The organism is Microcoleus sp. B3-D2 (assembly GCF_036705345.1).
In the GTDB taxonomy this organism is placed as follows: domain Bacteria; phylum Cyanobacteriota; class Cyanobacteriia; order Cyanobacteriales; family Microcoleaceae; genus Microcoleus.
Genome location: NZ_JAUBUG010000050.1, coordinates 28824 through 50224 on the forward strand (window position 1 = coordinate 28824; position 21401 = coordinate 50224).

Consider the following 21401-nt stretch of genomic DNA (forward strand, 5'->3'; position numbering starts at 1 on the left):
CGATGAAACTTGCCCCCCGAATTTATCCGTGGGGTCAATTCTAAAATCTAAAATCTAAAATCTAAAACCTAAAATCTAAAATCGATTGACTGGTATCCGCCCAAAGCGCACTGATGAACAATCAACCGTTTTGAAATTGACCCACCAGCTCAAAACCCCTGTAAACCGCCAGATCGAGGTCGTGGACTACTCATCGTATCCCCAGCCGTATTTGAGAAATGGTCAAACACTGCTGGACAATTTTTGATTTTAGCTCTTAGAGTTGAGTGTTACCTTCTTAAATGAGAAAGATCTAAAGTCGAAAATCCTATGAGCAAATTTGTGTTTGTGACCGGCGGCGTGGTTTCCAGCATCGGCAAGGGAATTGTCGCTGCTTCCTTGGGCCGCCTATTGAAGTCGCGGGACTATTCTGTCTCGATTTTGAAACTAGACCCCTATATTAACGTTGACCCCGGCACTCTCAGCCCGTTTCAGCACGGAGAAGTCTTCGTGACGGAAGACGGTGCGGAAACTGACCTGGATTTGGGGCACTACGAGCGTTTTACCGATACTTCCATGTCACGCCTCAACAGCGTCACCACGGGTTCCATTTATCAAGCGGTGATCAACAAAGAACGCCGCGGCGAGTATCAGGGGAGTACGGTGCAGGTGATTCCGCACATCACTAACGAAATTAAAGAGCGAATTCACCGAGTAGCAAAAAATACTAATCCCGATGTCGTGATTACGGAAATCGGCGGAACGGTGGGAGATATTGAATCTTTGCCGTTTTTGGAGGCAATTCGGCAGTTTCGCAAGGATGTCGGCCGGCAAAATGTTGTCTATATGCACGTCACGCTGATACCTTGGATTCCTTCGGCTGGAGAGATGAAAACTAAACCGACTCAGCATTCGGTGAAGGAATTGCGGTCGATCGGCATTCAACCAGATATTTTAGTCTGTCGGTGCGATCGCCCGCTGTCTTTGGGCATGAAACAGAAATTGTCGGAATTCTGCAACGTTCCCGAAGAATGTGTCATCACCGCTCAAGATGCCAAAAGTATCTACGAAGTGCCGCTGATGATGGAACAGGAAGGTTTAGCGGAACAAAGCATCAATTTGCTGCAACTCGAACCGCGCCGCCCCGATTTGACTCAGTGGCAAACCTTAGTCAAGCGGCTTTACAATCCTAACCACAAGATTGATATTGCTTTGGTGGGCAAATACGTGCGGTTGAACGATGCTTATCTTTCGGTGGTCGAAGCTTTGCGGCACGCAGCAATCTCGATCGGCTGCGACCTGAATTTGCACTGGATTAACTCAGAAGATTTAGAATCGGGAAACATCGAAAGTTATCTCAAAGATATCAAGGGCATTCTTGTGCCCGGAGGTTTTGGGGTTCGGGGAGTAGACGGCAAAATAGCGGCGATTGAATATGCCAAACACCATAAAATACCCTTCTTGGGATTGTGTTTGGGGATGCAGTGTGCTGTGATTGAATGGGCGCGCAACATCGCCCAACTAGAGGATGCCAACAGCGCTGAATTTAACCCAGACACCGCAAATCCGGTAATTAATTTATTGCCAGAACAGCTAGATGTAGTTGATTTGGGCGGTACAATGCGACTGGGTTTATACCCGTGCCGTGTCAACCCAGACACCCTCGCTTTCAAACTTTATCAGAAAGAAGTGATTTACGAGCGGCACCGCCATCGGTACGAATTTAACAACGCCTACCGCAATCTTTTCTTAGAATCAGGTTATGCAGTCTCCGGGACATCTCCCGACGGCCGATTGGTAGAAATGATCGAATTGCCCAACCATCCCTTTTTCATAGCCTGTCAATTTCACCCCGAATTCCAATCTCGACCTAGCGCCCCCCACCCCTTGTTTCAGGGGTTTATCGAGGCGGCGAGCGTGCAGGGAAATCAGGATTTTTTAGATGCTCAGGGGCGCGACTTGGTGGCCGGGAAACTTGCAGGAAACTGATCTCATATCATGTTCGATCGATTAGTTCTGATATATTAGATGTCTGTAGGGCGGGTGAGAGTACACCATATTCAAATCAGGCAGACAATGGATCGTACTCTCACCCGCCCAACCCAACAATCGGATTTGATTCGGGTCGCACTTACCGGACATGATATCGGGCAGCATTCTCAACCAGTGAAAAATCTCACCCCTCAGCCCTAGCATAGGGGTTGGGGGATAGTACCCGAAGGGAGAAGGCAAAAGGCAGAAGGTAGAAGGCAGAAGGCAGATGGTAAAAATGCTGATATTTTTACTTAACTTTTTAGCTTTGATTTCAAAGGTGATACCAGTACAAAAAAAATGCCACTTTAGGCAGGTTCCAAACCCTGATAGTCATCAGTCATGCCCAATCTAAAATCTAAAATCTAAAATCTAAAATGGTATGAGTTGTCAAACTATCCTAAAATACCAGGAAACACAGGTTTGAGGAGGCTTTGTGGCTTATTGGAGCAAAATTACTTATGAGAAAAGTACATACATAATTGACCTTGACACTATTAGTGCTTTTTCTAGCGAACTGGATAACAAGCGTCTCACCTTTTGGCTGCCTAATAGCAGTCAGCCGATTATCCTCAATCCCCAAGGCAATTATGAGGCTTACAAGCAAGTTCTCGATTACCTCAAAAAAACCATCGATCGCAATTCTAGAGGTTCGTGGATTAAAATTCATTATGACCGCAAAGAATTTGCGATCGATATGAGTCGAATTAGCTCTTTTGCGTGCGAACAAAACGGTCGGCTAAGCTTTTGCCTGCCTGACAGCGCAACTAATATTGTTATCCTCCGCCAAAGCAACCCGGAAACTTATCAAGCAATTCAGGAATACATTAAAAATACGACTGGACAATCTCTGCCATGAAGCAGTCATTAGTCATTAGTTAGAAGCATGAACAATCAAGGGAGACTATGTTGAGTAACTCCTCACATTCATTTTATTTTTTTTAGCTAAAATGGTTAGGTTGCACCGCAATTTTAGATATGAAAAAAGCGCAGTAAAATGCGCTGCTTTTTTAAATTTTAACTATCGAACAAGCTGCCAAGCTAATTTGGCTGCCCCTACCATGCCTGCTTGATTGCCCAATTCAGCAACCAATAACTGCAAATCTTCGCGAGAACTCGGCAGAACCCGCCGCTCAATTTCTTCTCGAACCTGCGGCAAGAAAAATTCCGCACCTGCACTAATTCCACCGCCGATAATAATAGCTTCCGGCGTCAAAATATAAATGAGACTTGCCAAACCGATACCCAGATAGCGCCCGTAATTTTGCCAAAATTCTAAAGCTTTGGCATCTCCAGACTTAGCTAAATTTGCTAATTCTAGAGGTTCCAAACCCGTTTCCCGGCGAATTGCTTGCACCGAAACGTACTGTTCTAAAGAACCGCGATTGCCGCTGTTGCATTCCGGGCCGTCGGGATTTATAGTAATCAATCCTAGTTCTCCGGCCGCGCCTTGATGACCTACAAATAGTTTGTCGTCTAGGATAACTGCACCGCCGACTCCTGTACCTAAAGTTATTAAAATTAGGTCTTTAAACTGCCTGCCTGCGCCCAACCAAGCTTCTCCCAATCCGGCACAGTTGGCATCATTTGCTAAGATGGTCGGCAGTCCGGTTTTAGCTTCCACCCAGTCAGCGAGGGGGACGTTATGCCAGTTTTTGAGGTTAATTGCTACTCTAGCTATGCGACCGGCGGCGTCTGCGGGGCCTGGAGTGCCGATGCCGATCGCACTTACAGCATTTTCGACCGGATTCAGTTGTAAAATAGCATCGGTCATGGTAGCTAAAACAGCTTCTGGCGTTGCCGATTGAGGAGTTGGGACAGTTAAGGATTGGTGACAAATGCCCTCTTCGCCGAATCTGCCGAGTTTAATTGCGGTTCCGCCTAAGTCAATGCCGATTACTTGTGTCATTCGATGTGGGTTTTGGATGCAATAATTTGGGACTATTTTTAAGAGTATAAACCTATTGTATGTGCACCTAACACACCTTACAAATTAAGTTGGTAGTGAGGACTTCAGTCCTCCAACTTCTCTTTTAAATGTATGATAATTAGCCAGAAAAACTGGCATTAATTATTAATAGTATCATGTCGCTCGCAATACCTAGCAAAAATTATGGATACAAGCGAGTCCGCCTATTTAATTTGGCCTAACTTACGTTGCGCTACCTCTCGGTTGTGCAAAGCATCGTGATAGTCTGGTTTGAGAGCAATTGCCTGATTATAAGATGCGATCGCTTCTTCAAATCTTCCTAAATTATACTGCTCGTTCCCTCGTTCGCACCACGCCTCAGCATCTACATTAACTTCCGATTCTACTTCCGCACCCTCAGCGCCTCTGCGGCTCACTTCCCCAGAAAAACCCAAACCATTCCCAACAAACACCGCCTCAATCACCCTCCCCTTTGTATCCTCCTCCTCAACCTCCGGCAGCGGAAATCTTGTCAATATCTCCCGCCCAATTTGCCTCGCAACCTCTGACAATTCCCCGCTGCCAATTCTACCTAACAATACCAGTCGCTGCGCCAATTCCTGAAGCGATGACACCGCTGCTACGGAGGCGGTGTCATCATGTTCGCCCTCTAACAATCTTTGCCCAAACCGTCGCAACCAAGCCGCCAAGTCACCATCTTTAAGGCGTTTTGCGATTAAGAATCCCGCTACATCCCCGCGACTCCAGCCGGCATTCACTCCTTCGAGGATTTCCATGAATTTCGACTCGTATTCCGCGTCAGTTAAGGTTGGGCGGATGGCGGTATTTCCCGGCGGGGTGGGTGGGGTTGGGGTTCCCAATATTCGCTGAATTAGTCGTTTGAAGAATTGCCAAATTTTGTTTAGCATTTGTGCGGTTTGGAAGGTGGGTATTTTCTATTTTATAGCAATTTACATAGAGATTGTCGGCGATAATATCTGTAGGGACACGGCAGTGCCGTGTCCGGGATTGTGACGCACAGGGAACAATCACATCAAGTAGAATTAATCTACTTTAAAAGCGGATAATACAGTTCTCCTGTCGAGTTGATAAAACCGGCCCGATCGCCCGCTAAATCCCCCGTTCCCATAAATACGTCAACTCTCCCCGCGCCTTTGATTGCACCGCCGGTATCCTGATCCAAAACGTAGCGATTTACCGCATTTTGTTCGAGTTGTCCCGCCGCATTCGGATAAGGGAGTTTTGTACTAATTAATGCTAGTGCGCCAGGGGGCATTAAAGCTTTATCGGTGGCGATCGACCTTTCGGCAGTTACTGGCACTCCAATGCTTCCTGTGGCTGGAACTCCGTTAGTATCCCGGAAGAATACAAAGCTTTCATTTTTCGGCAAATATTTGTTCATATCTGCGGGAAAGTTAGTGAAATATTCCCTTAGTTTCGGCAAATTTAACTCTTCTAAAGTAAACTTTCCGTCTTTAACTAATTCTCGCCCGACTCCTGTATAACTGTGACTGGTTTTGCCTGCAAAACCGACGGTCATCACGCTACCATCTGTTAGCTGCAATCTCGCAGAACCTTGGACGTGTACGAGAAATGCTTGGAAGCGATCGCGCAACCAAACTAATTCTAATCCCCGCAGCAATCCTTTACTTGCCTGCAAAGCATCTTCGCCTTCTAATTGCAATCTTGTCGGGTGAGGTTTCGGCCAAGATGCCATGTTGGGCGGCATCCGGTATAGGGGATAACGGTATTCGGAATTAGGCGTGCGAGATGCTGCGTAAGTCGGCTCGAAATAACCCGTAAATGCGACTGTTCCCTTGCCATCTTTGCCCGTGGATTTGTAAAATACAAATTCGCGCTTGACCGATTCCTGGAGTTGTGCAGGGGTTGTGGAACTGACAACTAATTGGCGGAATCGATCGAGAGAACGCCGAACTCGATCGCGCGTAACTCCTGCGACTGGATAGCGGCTGTAAGCAGTGGCGGCGGCCGATGTATCGAGATAGCGGAGGCTGTTGTCGATCGACTTTAACAGCAATTCCCGATCGCCCGGTTTGCCATTTTCGCCCCAGATTTGAGCGTCAAAGGCGAGATCGTCCGACTCGCCAGCTTGCAATTGATTTAGACTAATTGGTTGCAGTGGCGGGGCTGCAACGGCGGGCACCGAAAAAGCGATCGCCAAAACGCAACAGACGATGGCTAATAACTGATAGCGAAAAATCTTGCTCAATTTCCAATCTTTCCTACTAAATGGATTATTTTCTTTATTCATCGAATCGTTCGACGCTAGAAGTAAATACCGGTTCTACGCGAATTGCGAGAACGCTGGTAGGCCGAACTACCATGTATTCGCCTTGAATATTTTTGATCGGGACATTAACAAATTCTGACGAATCTTGTTTGGGAACCAGAGTTTTATACCACTGTTGAAAATCTTGCAGCGTTGAAAAACGGATTTCTTCGCGGTGGCCGCCCTCAAGCAGCAGGTGTACGGAATATTCGCTGGGTGTTCTAGGCATAGGAGATGGGGAGAGTTGTTGCAGGACAATCTAAAATCTAAAATCTAAAATCTAAAATTGATGTGGTTGCCCTCAAGCAGCAGGTGCAAGGAATATTCGCACTTGTGTTCTAGGCATATCTGTATTTTAGTTTTTTGATTTTAAGCTTTTGGAACGATTCCATATTTTACATCTTCCTCGGTGCATTCCCTCATCTAGTAGGTTGGCTTGAGGGAGAGGGGCAGACTGGGAGAAGCGGAGGGTGGGAAAAACCTGAGAGTGGTTGCAGGAAAATCTCAATCTAAAATCTAAAATCTAAAATCTAAAATCGATTGACGGCGGCCCCATCTGCGGCTACGCTGTGAAATTAAGGCTGCTTTGCTCGCAGAGAAAGCAGCCCACGTCGCTCAAAAATCTAGTTGCACTGCCCAAAGCTGCTACCAACAGCAATGGACAGCTAACCGCCAAACTGAGCTAACCAGTCTGGAGGCTAATGGAGAATTCTAACACTCTCTGTAGCCGCCCTGCTCTGTGTTACCGTGCGGGGCGGCTGGGTTTTTGGGTTTTCCTAGAAAAACCAAAAACCAGGAAACCATATTATGTCACAGGAATTCGTACCTGACGATAACTTATCCGCGCGTCCAAATGACGCCTCAGCAGTATCCGAACAGGAAGTCGTGCGGATAACGGTTGTCGGTTCCCGCGCAGCCGTGTTAGAAACCATCCACACCTTGTACCGACTGGGATTTGCCGCAGTCGGGGATTGGAGCCCGCCGCAGCGAGGTGCAAAGCCGAGACAAGTGATTAGCGTACTCATTCGCCGATCGCGCAAAGCCTAAAAATAGGATGAAATACGCTAGGGACAAGGCATTGCCGTGTCCTCCATCGCTGCGGCTACATGGCTGGATCTGTGATAGTGACATCCTCGGAGGGCGATGGCGTCCCGCCCCGCAAGCTACGGGAAATTTCATCATCCAACCCGGTTAATTTTATCCGTTCCCCACAGTCAGGACACGCCTTGGCCTAAGTCCCTACAATGATTAATGGGGCGGAATAAATGGATTGTGTATTTTAGAACACGATTTGACCGCAACACTTAAAATAGTCTTGATTTACCGATCGACTGCACCCTTTTCTCATCAATATTTCTGGTTAGCTGGGGGTGTCTGTCAGCCGGAGTTGCGAGGTTCTGCTTCCAAAATGCTGAGAATGGTGCACAATTTCAAATTAACAACAAAACTTGCACTATTTTGAGTAAGCTTTTGGGGGAACAGCTTAGAAAGCCTGTTTCTAAGACTGATGCAAAATATCAAATTAATCCTCCACCTTGTCCAATTACTAATTACGAACCTATGCCCCGTCGTCAAGACTTAAAAAAAATTCTTCTCATTGGTTCCGGCCCAATTGTTATCGGTCAAGCGTGCGAATTTGACTATTCAGGGACACAAGCTTGCAAAGCTTTGCGAGAAGAAGGTTATGAAGTAGTGTTGGTCAATTCCAACCCGGCAACGATTATGACCGATCCGGAAACTGCCGATCGCATTTACATCGAACCTCTAACGCCGGTCATCCTCGAACAAATCATCGCTAAAGAAAGACCTCAAGCAATTTTACCGACTATGGGCGGTCAAACTGCGCTAAATTTAGCAGTTGCAGTCGCTAAAAATGGCGTTTTAGACAAGTACAACGTCGAGTTGATTGGTGCTAAGTTGCCAGCAATTGAAATGGCAGAAGATCGGCTATTATTTAAAGAAGCGATGGCGCGAATTGGTGTCGCCGTTTGCCCTTCGGGAATTGCCAACACTCTCGACGAAGCCAAAGCAATTGGTCACCAAATCGGCAGTTATCCGTTAATTATTCGTCCTGCTTTTACAATGGGCGGCACGGGAGGTGGCATTTCTTACAATCAAGAAGAATTTGAAGAAATGGCACAAGGCGGGATTGATGCCAGTCCAGTATCGCAAATTTTGATCGAACAATCTTTGATTGGTTGGAAAGAGTACGAACTCGAAGTAATGCGAGATTTGGCAGATAATGTGGTGATTATTTGTTCGATCGAGAATCTCGACCCGATGGGCGTCCACACCGGCGATTCTATCACCGTCGCCCCAGCGCAAACTCTTACAGACAAAGAATATCAGCGCCTGCGGGATGCTTCGGTGAAAATTATCCGCGAAATCGGAGTTGAAACTGGCGGTTCCAATATTCAATTTGCCGTTAATCCTGTCAACGGAGATTTCATCGTTATTGAAATGAACCCTCGGGTTTCCCGTTCCTCCGCCTTGGCCTCGAAAGCAACTGGTTTCCCCATTGCAAAAATGGCGGCAAAATTAGCGGTAGGTTACAGCCTAGACGAAATTTCCAACGATATCACCAAGAAAACTCCGGCATCTTTTGAACCGACAATTGACTACGTGGTGACGAAGATTCCCCGATTTGCCTTTGAAAAGTTCCCCGGTTCCGAACCGACTCTGACAACGCAAATGAAGTCTGTTGGGGAGGTAATGGCGATCGGGCGCAGCTTCAACGAATCTTTCCAAAAAGCCCTGCGGGGATTGGAAACAGGCCGTGCAGGTTTCGGATGCGACAAACCGGAAAAGTTGCCGAGTTTGGAACAAATTCGCGCCGGATTGCGGACGCCAAATCCCGATCGCATTTTTACTGTTCGGCACGCGATGATGATGGGAATGTCGGTGGAAGATATCTTCGAGTTTACAGGAATTGATCCTTGGTTTTTGGATAAGATGCAGGAATTGCTGGAAACTGAGAAGTTCTTGAAACGAACGCGGTTGGAGCAGTTGACAAAAGAGACAATGTTTGAAGTAAAGCAGTTGGGTTTTAGCGATCGCCAAATTGCTTACGCCACCAAAACATCCGAAGATCAAGTCCGCGCTTACCGCAAACAGTTAGGCGTAATTCCGATTTACAAAACAGTCGATACTTGTGCCGCTGAATTTGAAGCGTTTACACCGTATTATTATTCCACCTACGAAGCGGGAGCGGCAATTTGGGAATTGGGCGATGAAGAAAAGAAAGTTTCGCCTGTAGGTCACAGCCTCGCGCCGGAGTCGGAAGTTTTGCCTTCTACCAAACGAAAAGTGATGATTTTAGGTGGCGGGCCGAACCGGATCGGACAGGGAATTGAGTTTGATTACTGCTGCTGTCACGCTTCCTATTCCCTAGGAGAAGACGGCTTTGAGACAATTATGGTCAACTCGAACCCGGAGACGGTTTCGACGGATTATGATACGAGCGATCGCCTGTATTTTGAACCGCTAACAAAAGAAGATGTTCTCAACATCATCGAAGCCGAAAATCCGGAGGGAATAATTATTCAGTTTGGCGGCCAAACGCCGCTGAAATTAGCGGTTCCTTTACAAGCATCTCTGGAAAATCACCCCGATGTACAAACAAAAATCTGGGGAACTTCGCCGGATTCCATTGATACTGCTGAAGACAGAGAGCGATTTGAAAAGATTCTGCGGGAATTGGATATTCAGCAAGCTGCTAACGGTTTAGCCCGCAGTTTTGAGGATGCTTTAATAGTAGCTCAACGGATCGGTTATCCGGTAGTGGTGCGACCGAGTTACGTATTAGGCGGGCGAGCCATGGAAATTGTTTATTCCGATACGGAATTGGAACGTTACATGACCTATGCCGTGCTAGTAGAACCCGATCATCCGATTTTAATTGATAAGTTTTTGGAGAACGCGATCGAGGTTGATGTAGATGCGATCGCCGATGTTACGGGCAATGTGACGATCGGCGGTATTATGGAGCACATCGAAGAAGCGGGAATCCACTCCGGCGACTCTGCTTGTTCTATCCCTTACCAAACGCTTTCGGCCTCCGCTTTAGAAACAATCCGCCGCTGGACTGTAGAATTAGCAAAATCCCTGAAAGTGATCGGGTTGATGAACATTCAATTTGCCGTTCAAGGGGAAGAAGTTTTCATTTTGGAAGCTAATCCGCGAGCTTCTCGAACAGTGCCTTTTGTGTCCAAGGCGATCGGAGTTCCCTTAGCAAAAATAGCTTCGCGAGTCATGTCTGGCAAAACTCTAGAAGCTTTGGGTTTTACTGAAGAGATTATACCCACTCATGTTTCGGTAAAAGAAGCTGTACTGCCCTTTGCTAAGTTCCCGGGCGCTGATACCTTGTTAGGGCCAGAAATGCGATCGACCGGCGAAGTAATGGGAATTGACACGGATTTTGGCAAAGCCTTTGCCAAAGCTCAACTCGGCGCGGGACAAATGATGCCGCTGTTGGGAACTGTGCTGGTTTCGATGCGCGATCGGGACAAACTAGCAGTTGTACCCGTTGTCAAGGAATTCTTAGAATTGGGTTTCAGAGTAGTCGCCACCCACGGGACACGCAAAGTTTTGCAAGAGCAAGGTTTACAGGTAGATTTGGAATTGAAACTGCACGAAGGGCGGCCGAATTTGTTGGATTCGATCAAGAATGAGAAAATTCAACTAATTATCACCACACCTTCGGGCGAAGAATCTCGGGCCGACGGCATCTTTATCCGCCGCACAGCTTTGACTTACAAAATCCCGATTATTACCACAATAGCCGGTGCCAAAGCTACAGCAGCGGGAATTCGATCGCTCAAATCCCACCCGATGGAAGTAAAAGCAATTCAAGACTATTACCCGCAAACCTAGAGGGCGCACCACCCTATGTTTAGGGTGTGCAGGGCGCACTATTAGTGTCAACTTAAGCTTTTAGTCCGCCAGTTCTCTCGCTCACCCGGCACTCCGCCAGGGAATGAATTCCCTGTCTTATAGCTAAAGTCCTCTCAAAGAGGACTGAAGAACTCATTAGTCCTCAAAGCGAGGACTTTCGCTTTGAGGTTATTGTTGAAACCCCTGCCGGACAGAGGGTTTAACGTTAAGTTCACACCAATGACCGCGCACCTTATCCTAAACATAAGGTGCGCGTCACCAAAACCTAATCTGCATCGGAATCTAAAACTCCGCTAGACAGCATCAGCCTCGGCCAAACTAACAAGAAAAAACCCATCCAAGCTAATAAAGGAATCGCGACTAAAACAGTTATCCAAACATTTTTTAATAAAAACCAACTACCGCTAATCAGGCTAGTACCAGTTAAAAGAATCGACCAAGGCTGACACCACCAAGGTTTGTAACTCCAAGGGCTAATAGCTTTTCGCTCGGAAAGTTTTTTATCAGAAATAGATTTCATATTTTCAGTAATTTTTTATGGATAATAGTCTGGCTAGCTGGATTAACCGAAGTTAAACATTCATCACCTCTTCTGCTGTCAGGGTTAATTCGGGAAAAGTCCGCGACACAATTCGTTCACTGCCCTTGAACGCGCTTCTTTGATAGTTTCCCTCTGCATCTAAAAGGTGGACAAATACAGTTGGAACTTTGGGATTTCCCAGAAATTCCCTGCTACCAATTGCTAAATAATCGACAATCCAATACTCAGGAATTCCGAGGCGCCGATATTCGTCCAATTTGTCTATATAATCGTCCTCCCAATTTGTTGATGTTACTTCCACAGCCAGTTGAATTGGTTCTCGTAAGGCAGAATAAGCAGAACGGTTCGATCGCCACAAATCGCGATCGATTACGCTGACATCCGGTCTCCGCCCTTGTTCGATGCCGGCTTTACTTACAGTTCTGATAACGGCTGTAGTGTTGACTACATAATTCAAATTCTGTCGCCGGATTTCATCATTGAAGCCAAATAACAGGAAATTAGCAACATCATCATAATTTCTTGTGGAATTCATCTCTACAATTTCTCCATTTACCAGTTCATAGAGTCCATCTTCTGGACATTCTACAAGGAATTGGTCAAAGGTTAATTTGTGTGTGACTGTTGCAATCATAAGATTTATCCTTATTTTGCAGTAATACTATTAGTCTATATTACCACAGGCCGGAAAAAATTTGTTTTTTTGACGGCAGAGATCCAAGTCTCAAATCTAAAATATACAATCAAAAATCTAAAATCGATTCACGTAAATGGTAAAATGCGATAGCCCTAGCAATTTGCACTTAATTTTGTTACTGACTTGATACAGTAAAGTAACAAACCTAGAAATCGAGCCACTCCCAGGTCAACCCCGAACCATGAGACTAGACGAAGCCGTAGAATTTGCCGAAAACCCAGAGCCGCGCTGTCCCTGCGTCCTCCTGCTGGACACCTCCGGCTCCATGCAAGGCGCACCCATAGATGCCTTGAATGAGGGGCTGGAAATTTTTAGGAATGACCTAATTAAAGACGAACTAGCTAAAAAGCGAGTCGAAGTCGCGATTATTTCATTTGACAATCATATCAAAGTCGTGCAAGACTTCGTGACCGCCGACCAGTTCGAGACGCCACTGCTGACAGCTCAAGGACAAACCCACATGGGCGCCGGCATTCAGCAAGCGCTAGACACCATTGCGGCCCGCAAATCCGAATACCGCAACAACGGCATTACCTACTACCGCCCGTGGGTATTTATGATTACCGACGGCGAACCTCAAGGCGAATCCGACGATGTGGTGGAAATAGCAGCACAGCGGATTAAAGAGGAAGAAACTAACAAGCGCGTGGCATTTTTTGCAGTCGGAGTGGAAGGTGCTAATATTCCCCGTCTCGCGCAAATTGTCGAGCGCACGCCTGTAAAATTGAAAGGATTAGACTTTAGAGAGATGTTCATCTGGCTGTCGGCTAGTATGCAGAGAGTTTCTCACTCAAAAATTGATGAACAAGTAGCACTGCCACCACCCGGATGGGGAACTGTTTAGTTATTAGTTGGAAGTCATTAGTCATTAGTAAGTGACAAGCGCTAAGGTGCGGTGTGCATGGAGCCCTACATAATAAGTAAGGTGTGGTGTGCATCGCCCTACCTAATTAGGGATAAATAAACCCGTCCAGACTTTGCATAGTTGTGAATTTACGAAGTTTTGAGTTAAAGAGTTATTAATGCAGAATTCATCCTTTAATTGGCAAGTTGTAGCGGCATCGGTGATAGGTACGAGCCACGAAAAAAGATCGCAGCCTTGTCAAGATGCCCACTGCTGGCGTCTCTTGCCGAACGGTGTTTTAGCAGCAGCGGTTGCCGATGGCGCGGGCTCTGCAGCACTCGCAGAAATTGGGGCGAAAATTGCTGTGGAAGCGGTGGTTGAAACGATTTGCCAGCAACAGGAAAAGCTGCCTCAAAATGACGACGAATGGCAAGTATTCTTGACAGCATCACTGCAAGTCGCGCGGGCGCAGGTGGAAGCAGAAGCTGCTGTGCGGGCAGTGGCGCCGAGAGATTTAGCCTGCACTTTAATTGCTGTTGTTGCTACGCCGGAATTAATCGCAGTTGCTCAAATCGGCGACGGTGCTGCTGTAGCAGGTGACAGTGCAGGAAATGCGATCGCCCTGACTGTACCTCCCTGCGGCGAATACATCAACGAAACTATCTTTTTGATTTCGCCGAATGCGATCGAAACAGCGCAATTTCAGGTACTGCGGGAAAAACTGCGACACTTGGCCGTGTTTTCCGACGGCTTGCAAATGCTAGCTCTCAAAATCCCGGAAGGCACGCCGCACGGGCCGTTTTTTGCGCCTTTGTTTCGGTTTTCTGGCGAGTGGAAAGAAGAAGAAGATGCGAAACAGCAGTTAGAGTCATTTTTGCGATCGCCCCGCGTTTCCGAACGCACCGATGATGACTTAACTTTATTGTTAGCAACTTTTTCGAGTAATGTCTGATTTGTTCAAATCCACTTACAAAAGCCGGATAAAAAGTTATGACAGCTCCACGAATTAGTGCCAGAAGCTTGTTGCGAGAAACATTTGCTACTACGGGGCCTCTATACGCTCCCCTGTTGATAATCAACTCTCCCAGTTTGATATTTGCCGCGCTCAATAGTTTGGGCAAGCTAGGTTCAGCAGGTGTTGCCTTCAATATTATCTACTGGTTCGTGGCACTTCCTTTGTTGTCGGGAGCCATGATTTTCTACACTTACCGAAGTTTGACAAAAAATAACGTAACTGTGGGTCAGGCTTTCAATCAAGCAAACAGAAGATTGCTGCCACTAATTGGGGTTTATATTATGTGTTTCCTGCTGGTGTTCGCTGGCTGCATTGCACTAATAATTCCCGGGCTTTATGTATCATATCGCTTAATATTTTCATTGTACGCTACCGTCATTGATAACTCTTCGGTGATCGACAGTCTTAGCAGCAGTTGGGAATTAACTAAAGGGCGCTGGTGGCTGGTGTTTCGATCGTATTTTCTGATACTTTTTGTTGTTTTCGTGCCAATATTGTTGATTGTCCTATTAATCAGTTCGACGGGAAATTTGCTAGCATCTAAGCTTGTGGCTAATGTACTCGGATTTTTAGCCGGACTGTTGATGAATGTTTATTTGGTTTTATTGTACCTGCGCCTGCGGGCATCGGCAGCAACTATTCAATAGACATCTCCTAAAGATCAAGTCAAGGGCTGTCAGGATACCTACCCCAGAACAATTGTTGGAAATGTCTAATGAGCGGTGAAAATTTGGTGCGGTTCTATAATAAAATCGAGGTGTCAACAATTCTGCTTTAGTTTGTACAGTAGGTCGTCGTTTGCAAGCACAAGAGATTAAGGATAAGCTCAACTCCCTAATTAGCGCAGCAGATCCAATAGATCCGAGTTTGGCGAGAAGATTGGATGAAATCAATCGCTGGGTGAAAGATGTTAAACCCGGTTCGCTAACGGCTAAAAAATTTGTGATGGCTTTTTTGCTGCAGCTTATCCGAGATTCTCAGGTTTGGCTGGCGGTTCAATCTCTACCTTCGGAAAGAGAAAAAAAAGCCGCTTTTGAGTTAATGACTCCGGGGGAAAGGTATTGGTACAGCTATCTATTTCCTAAATGGCTGAGCGAAAACGATCGCAAATTTTACATCTGGAAACAAAAACTAAAAGCCGGTAAATTCGATCCGGGTGACGATCTCGTCATTCGTGCGATCGCAGCCCGAATTGTCGATCGCCAAGGCACTGTTTTGTATCGATATGTTGCCGATCTTTCTATGGCAACCGATTCCATCGTTAGCAGCCGCCAACAGCAGCCCCTCTGCATTCAAGTGACTACTCTTTCGGATGAATTCTCTGAACAAAAATATCATAATTGGCAACAAACTCTTCAAGATTGGGGGATTGACAGAGGATTATTTTTAAGTTATGATAAAAATGATGCAAATTTCTTGAACCAGTTAGTTAACATTGCATTATATAATAGTGATAATTTGCCCGCAGGTCGTTACCTCAAGTTCCCGTAAATCAAGCAGATATGCTGCTGAGAATAGTTCGACTGCTCCCAACTCGGTGAAAAAGAAATTTTGACTAACTCACATATTGCACCATTCTCGACAATGCCAAAAGCCTAGTCCCCAGACAGCTTCCCGCAAAAGCGAAGGCGGAGCAAGATTCTTCCTCCCCTTTTCTGGTTCCGGGAGGGGTCTGCCAGACGGCGACAACAGGTGCTGGATACGAAGGCTAAGCAACGGGAAGATTTACCGCAGCAATCAATAAGAGTGAAATAACTAGCAACTCGGCCTAAATTGAATTGAGATTTGATTTAATCGCCGTGAATTGTTGGAAATCAAATCAAATTACATCAAAATCAAATACTATGACTGTACAAGGTACGAACGCAGTTGAAAATAACTTGCAGAAAGTCTGGGAAGAATTGGAAGCGGCCAGAATAATGCAGGATGAATGGATGAATTACGGGGTAGATTTTGTAGATTTGTATGTGGAAGATGCGGGCGGTGATTGGTTGGAAAAGTGGGGTAAATGTGAAGAAGAATTAGAGCGAATTAAACATAATGTAGATATTGAAGCAGTCAAAGCAGCGATCGACATTCCCAGCTTTCAGCAGACTAAACTGCTGGAAATCGCCTTGAATTGCCGTTACTATACCAGCGATTACTCCGATCGCCCCGAGGAGTCTCCCGCTTGGCAAGACGTTAAGTACAAACGGCTGTCACTCTTAGGCGGAGCGATTTTCGGTGCTGTTGTTACCGATTACCTGTACCGCGAATATCCAGAACTCGCTCCCGATGCGATCTCAACTTTAAAAGCTCGTTTAGCAGACCCGAAAAAACTGGCAGAATTTGCACAAAATTTGAAGTTAAACCAACTCGGTTGGCGCGTATGGAATCGGAAACAAACAGACGAAAGCGAGTACAATAGATTGCTTTCGGAGACTTTTGAGGCTTTGTTCGGCGCGATTTACTTGGAGTTTGATCGGAATTTTTTCCGTGGGGGAAACTGGCTGATTCAGCACTTGATTGAACCAATTGTTAGCCAGCAGGGGGATTTAACTCAGCGGCGACAAATAGGGCCAGAAAACGAGCTGAAACGGCGGGAAATTCTGGGTGCGGATATTCTAGAGGCGATCGCGATCGACTATTTGTACAACCGCTTTCCCGAACGCAGCGCCAGCCAGCTAACTCGCTGGAAAAATATGTTAGTGGCTAAAAAGATTTTTCCCAAAGACTTTAAGGCAAAATTAGGCAGTCATTACCTAGAGTTGGAGAGCAATTTCTCGCGTACCCGCGACTGGTTGGTGGATAACTTTATCAAAAGTGCAGTTGACGAACTGTTAGAGGAAAGCGACACTCAACCAGAATATCTGATTGACAGTGCGAACCCCGAATCGCTGCCAGAATTGGTCAACCGGATTACAGACAAAAAGTGGAAAAATGAATTTGTGAGAGTTGTCAGCATTTTGCAACCGGCTGACGAACTTTTGCTGCTGATGCAACAAAAATTAGACAGTATGGCGGCTAAAGATGAAACTTTGCAGCAGTTACTAATCTGGGCAAATCACAAGTCTCAGTTAGTGCAAAGGAATTTTAAACCAGTCGAAAATCGCGCTTTTTATGTTGCCTTAGTTTGCGTCCTCGATTTGGCTTTGACTCGCGTCCTCGATCCGAGTCAGAAGTTTGATAGATCGAAAGTTCGCAAGTTTCGGAATTGTTTGGCAAAGGCTGGAAAAAATGTAGAATTTGCAGATGTTAACGAGTCTCTGAAATTGGCTTTTGATAATGATGTGGCGGGTACTTTGGTTGGCATTTGGGCGCTGGATATTGAACCAGAACTTAAACAACTGCTGGCACAATTTCAGACTGAGATGCCGGATTTGCAAAACTGGAAAAACTGGCGCAAAGAGTTCGGTAGCTGTTGGCTGGCAAAATTCAAAACTGCGATCGGCTACAATCGAGACTTTCGCCCCCAACAGAAAACTTTGCTGAAACAGTATTACTATGCCCACAACTTGCTGGTGGAATGCCTCAACAGCGATAATTGTCAGGTGACACCGGCCGTCAGACAAAAAATTGAGGATAAAATGTTGTTATTGTCGGTGGATTTGAAGCTGGTTTATATTTAATTTTGATAGCGCGGACGGGCGGGACGCCCATCCCACCAACAGCAACAGGGCTTACCCACTTCCACCCAAGAAACCGGGTTTTTTACCGAATCTGCGGGCTGCAACGCCTCTTTTGGTGAAAAACTCGGTCTCTCGTCACCGATGCCTAAGTCATAACAAAGTTGACACTCCCGGGCTATCAGGCGGGGGGATTCTTGGTTCTGGCGACATACCTTAAAACTATCTATCCTTGCGGCAATACTTAAACCAAATATCCGTTCAAAGGAACCAAATATCGAGCCTAATTTAGTTAGTCCCAGAGGGTTTTATCTCCCCAAGCGTTCGAGAATTACTTCTCATGTTACCGGATGCCCTACGGTACGTTTTAACTTTCAAAAATTTACTTTTCTGGTTTTGGCTTACGTTAGTCAGCCTAGCTATGTTTTTCGTGGTTTTCGCCACCCACTAACCATTATTGTTTTCCGACCAGTCGTTTGAGCTTGGTGTCTCATGTGTATCGGCGGTTATTCTACCTGTGGTATAAGTGTCATTGTACTCTACCTTAAATAGAAGGCAAGGAAATTTGAAAAATAGATACTAACGCAACTAAACGATTAAAACAAAAATCGGCAATCAATTAAAGCCTTCCTATAAGGACGGGGCTTTAGACCCAATTATTTTGGTAAGATTTAATGGGCAAGTCAAATTTATTGAGTGATGGCTTCCAAATCCTGTATCCCCTAACGGAATTATATGCAGTTGCAGCGCCAATTTAGCGGACAACTGATTGCGATCGACACCAAAACCGCGATCGCCAGTGGCGGTGAAGGTCGCATCTACCCGATCGCCCAAGACTCGTCCCTTGTAGCAAAAATCTACCACAAACCGACAGACGAAGACGGCGACAAACTCACAGTCATGTTCAGTATGCCGCCGGATGCGCCGATCGCGGAACCCGGGCACGCTTCCATTGCTTGGCCGATCGATTTGCTGCATACTGTCGGCGGGCGAGAAAAAATTGTCGGTTTTGTGATGCCGCGCGTCAACAAAGTGATGCCGGTACACACTTTTTACACTCCCAAAACCAGGCGCGAACAAAAACCGCTATTTAGCTATCTTTACCTCCACCGTACCGCCAGAAATCTCGCCTCGGCTGTAAATGCCCTCCACGTCAGGGGTTACGTCATCGGCGACGTAAACGAGTCGAACATTCTCGTGACGGATACGGCGTTGGTAACGCTGGTAGACACGGATTCGTTTCAAGTCCGCGATCCTTATACGGGTTACGTTTATCGGTGTCCCGTGGGGAAACCCGAGTTTACGCCGCCGGAGTTGCAGGGCCAGACTTTCCGCGATATCGATCGAGCTCCTGAGCACGATTTGTTCGGTTTAGCGGTATTAATTTTTCAATTGCTGATGGAAGGTACGCACCCGTTTTCGGGAGTTTATCTCGGTAGCGATGAACCGCCGCCTTTGGAAGCGAGAATTCGATCCGGCCATTTCCCCACAGGTACGAAGCGGATTCCCTACCGCCCGATGCCGGCTGCGCCTCCTTTTGAGATGCTGCATCCGCGGCTGCGACAGATGTTTATCCGCTGTTTTGAGGAAGGGCACGGCAATCCTTCGGCGCGCCCGGATGCGAAAACTTGGGTGAATGCGATTCGGGAAGCGGAAGATGCTTTGGTTACTTGCAGCAAAAACACTCAGCATAAATACGGAAATCATCTCAGTCGGTGTCCTTGGTGCGATCGGGCAAAACTCCTCAAAGGGCGCGATCCGTTTCCTTCGCGGCAAGCAGTCAACAACGGATTGCACTTGCAGCCCGCGAAAACCAAGCGTAAAAAGCCCCAACCACCGCCCGTCGTGATGCAGCCCGCAGTGCGCCGGCAACAGCCCTCCACGGGGCTGTCGCGCCCTATCGGCCAGTACGCAGTGCCCTTGCTGCCGATGCCGATGTCTCCTCGGAGTCGGACTCCTGCGCCTCAGCTTCCCGTGGGGAAGTTTGAGCGCATTTTTCAGGATGCTGCTTGGGGAGGTGTTTGGGGCAGTTTGTGTTTGGCGGCGATCGGGGGGATTTATTCGGTAATAGCTGAGGGCGGCGGCGCTATTTTGGGGGCGATTTTTGTTGGTACGATTTGGGGCTGTTTTTTTGGGATGATGTGGGGCGTTTTTACTTTGCCGCCGAATCAGATTTGGCGGAAGTGGGGCGGAGTTGTGGTGGGGGCGGCTTGGGGCGCTTTTTTGTTGGCGGCGATCGGCGGTGCGGTGTTTGGCGCGATTAATAGCACTCCGGGAATCGGGGAGAGGATTTTGGCTGGGGCGGGGGTTGGTGCCGTCTGGGGCTGTGTTTGGGCGAGTTTTCGGCCTCCTCTGGCGCTGCCGGCAGGGAGGGTGTGGGGCCGGCGCGGAGGGTATTTGGGGGCCGTCTGGGGCTCGTTTGTGGGGACTCTGGCTGGTGTTTTGTTGGGGGCTGGGTTGGTGGTTTGGCAGCAATACGGTGTCCAGATGCGGCCGGTGAATGAGTTTGCGGGTTTGTTGCTGGGTGTGGCGATCGTGGCGGCTGGTGTCGGTTCTGTTGGAGGTGTGGTTTCTGGGGGTTTCTTGGGTTTGTGCGGGTTTTCGCCGAAGTTGCCAATTTCGTTTCAGCCTTCGGGCTTGAAGGGTGGGACTTTGGGGGCGATTTGGGGCAGTTTTTTGGGGACTTTTGCGGGTGCTGTGTTGGGGGCGTTGGTGTCTGCGATGTTTCCGGCTGTTAGCGCTGGGGTGCCGGTGCAGTTGGGGCCTGTGGCGGGGGCGATCGTGGGGGCTGGTTTGGGGGCGATTTGGGGGGTGGTTTCGGGTACTGTTTGGGGGGCTTTGGGTAAGTGGTGATCGGTTGATGTCTGTTTTTGGGTGGAAAATGCGTCTATGAGTAGGTGTAAAAATCGAGGTGTTAAATTGGGGGGCTATAATGTAGATGCTGTAAGGGTTAGAGGCACTTCAAGCAATAAAATGGTAGACGCAATCGCTGAAATCTATGCGGGACAAGGGTTTGAGGGCTGTCTGAAAAGTTGGGTATTGACAAGTCGAAGGCTGAAATGGTACTTTTGTTTTATGCAGACGCAAATGAACCTTGAAAACCAAATACAGCAAAGCTTCTGGAACGGGCTGTCGGAAAAACCATAAAACCCTATCAGGGATTGAAACCGAGCTGACTTTGTTATTGGTTGGCGCATCTCTCATGTCGGAAAAACCATAAAACCCTATCAGGGATTGAAACTGGTCTTCACAGCTACACTCATCATCAATTTTATCAAGTCGGAAAAACCATAAAACCCTATCAGGGATTGAAACTCTTACCGGGCGGTATAGGTTGGAAAGCTGGCAACAGTCGGAAAAACCATAAAACCCTATCAGGGATTGAAACAGCAGCATCGATCGAACACAATCTCGCCAAGAAGTACGGTCGGAAAAACCATAAAACCCTATCAGGGATTGAAACTTGACCGCCGCCAAAAAGTCGTAACTGTAAACGTCGGAAAAACCATAAAACCCTATCAGGGATTGAAACCTGACTCAAAAGTTTCCGACCAAGAAATTGTCCCGTCGGAAAAA

General features: G+C 47.0%; 16 protein-coding genes and 1 CRISPR repeat array (1 of these 17 only partly in view). Of the genes, 10 read left to right on the forward strand and 6 right to left on the reverse strand.

Annotated elements, in window-relative coordinates:
* Positions 1-309 precede the first annotated feature (309 nt).
* Positions 310-1968: a CTP synthase gene (locus QUB14_RS19070; protein WP_333218613.1), complete on the forward strand. Its 1659-nt coding sequence runs from the start codon at positions 310-312 to the stop codon at positions 1966-1968.
* A gap of 478 nt (positions 1969-2446) precedes the next feature.
* On the forward strand, positions 2447-2869 hold the full coding sequence (locus tag QUB14_RS19075) for a hypothetical protein (protein ID WP_333218614.1): 423 nt from the start codon (positions 2447-2449) through the stop codon (positions 2867-2869).
* Between the two features lie 162 nt (positions 2870-3031).
* Here the strand turns inward: QUB14_RS19075 and QUB14_RS19080 are convergent, their stop codons facing one another.
* The 4 genes from QUB14_RS19080 to QUB14_RS19095 form a co-directional block, all read right to left on the reverse strand.
* Entirely contained in the window at positions 3032-3919 is an 888-nt protein-coding gene (locus QUB14_RS19080; RefSeq protein ID WP_333218615.1) for an ROK family protein, read from the reverse strand.
* Between the two features lie 224 nt (positions 3920-4143).
* A complete protein-coding gene (locus QUB14_RS19085) occupies positions 4144-4848 on the reverse strand; it encodes a tetratricopeptide repeat protein (RefSeq protein ID WP_333218616.1) in 705 nt (234 codons plus the stop codon).
* 140 nt (positions 4849-4988) lie between these two features.
* Complete coding sequence (locus QUB14_RS19090) at positions 4989-6212, reverse strand: murein transglycosylase A (RefSeq protein WP_333218617.1); 1224 nt, start codon at positions 6210-6212, stop codon at positions 4989-4991.
* A complete protein-coding gene (locus QUB14_RS19095; RefSeq protein ID WP_333046692.1) occupies positions 6205-6459 on the reverse strand; it encodes a hypothetical protein in 255 nt (84 codons plus the stop codon). Before QUB14_RS19095 ends, QUB14_RS19090 begins: the two co-directional genes overlap by 8 nt.
* A gap of 578 nt (positions 6460-7037) precedes the next feature.
* Between QUB14_RS19095 and QUB14_RS19100 the strand changes: the two genes are divergently transcribed.
* Together QUB14_RS19100 and carB are read left to right on the forward strand one after the other, a co-directional pair.
* Complete coding sequence (locus QUB14_RS19100; protein ID WP_333218619.1) at positions 7038-7277, forward strand: hypothetical protein; 240 nt, start codon at positions 7038-7040, stop codon at positions 7275-7277.
* A gap of 513 nt (positions 7278-7790) precedes the next feature.
* Positions 7791-11102 carry a carbamoyl-phosphate synthase large subunit gene (carB, locus tag QUB14_RS19105; RefSeq protein WP_333218629.1) on the forward strand — a complete coding sequence of 1104 codons (3312 nt, stop codon included), beginning with the start codon at positions 7791-7793 and terminating at the stop codon, positions 11100-11102.
* A 286-nt stretch (positions 11103-11388) separates the two neighbouring features.
* Here carB and QUB14_RS19110 read toward each other — a convergent pair whose 3' ends face one another.
* Positions 11389-11643 carry a DUF6737 family protein gene (locus tag QUB14_RS19110; protein WP_333218620.1) on the reverse strand — a complete coding sequence of 85 codons (255 nt, stop codon included), beginning with the start codon at positions 11641-11643 and terminating at the stop codon, positions 11389-11391.
* Between the two features lie 52 nt (positions 11644-11695).
* Positions 11696-12298 (reverse strand): Uma2 family endonuclease, encoded by a 603-nt coding sequence (locus tag QUB14_RS19115; RefSeq protein ID WP_333218621.1) that lies wholly within the window; start codon positions 12296-12298, stop codon positions 11696-11698.
* 244 nt (positions 12299-12542) lie between these two features.
* Between QUB14_RS19115 and QUB14_RS19120 the strand changes: the two genes are divergently transcribed.
* The 6 genes from QUB14_RS19120 (at position 12543) to QUB14_RS19145 (ending at position 20678) form a co-directional block, all read left to right on the forward strand.
* Positions 12543-13205: a vWA domain-containing protein gene (locus tag QUB14_RS19120; protein ID WP_006635663.1), complete on the forward strand. Its 663-nt coding sequence runs from the start codon at positions 12543-12545 to the stop codon at positions 13203-13205.
* 178 nt (positions 13206-13383) lie between these two features.
* On the forward strand, positions 13384-14157 hold the full coding sequence (locus QUB14_RS19125) for a PP2C family serine/threonine-protein phosphatase (RefSeq protein ID WP_333218622.1): 774 nt from the start codon (positions 13384-13386) through the stop codon (positions 14155-14157).
* A 38-nt stretch (positions 14158-14195) separates the two neighbouring features.
* Positions 14196-14867: a hypothetical protein gene (locus tag QUB14_RS19130; protein ID WP_333218623.1), complete on the forward strand. Its 672-nt coding sequence runs from the start codon at positions 14196-14198 to the stop codon at positions 14865-14867.
* A 151-nt stretch (positions 14868-15018) separates the two neighbouring features.
* On the forward strand, positions 15019-15711 hold the full coding sequence (locus QUB14_RS19135) for a hypothetical protein (RefSeq protein ID WP_333218624.1): 693 nt from the start codon (positions 15019-15021) through the stop codon (positions 15709-15711).
* A gap of 353 nt (positions 15712-16064) precedes the next feature.
* Positions 16065-17828, forward strand: a complete 1764-nt coding sequence (locus QUB14_RS19140) for an NACHT C-terminal helical domain 2-containing protein (RefSeq protein WP_333218625.1) — start codon at positions 16065-16067, stop codon at positions 17826-17828.
* A gap of 732 nt (positions 17829-18560) precedes the next feature.
* Positions 18561-20678 (forward strand): DNA-binding protein, encoded by a 2118-nt coding sequence (locus QUB14_RS19145; protein WP_333218626.1) that lies wholly within the window; start codon positions 18561-18563, stop codon positions 20676-20678.
* A 278-nt stretch (positions 20679-20956) separates the two neighbouring features.
* Positions 20957-21401: a CRISPR direct-repeat array (repeat unit 37 nt; unit sequence GTCGGAAAAACCATAAAACCCTATCAGGGATTGAAAC) (it continues 3876 nt past the right edge of the window).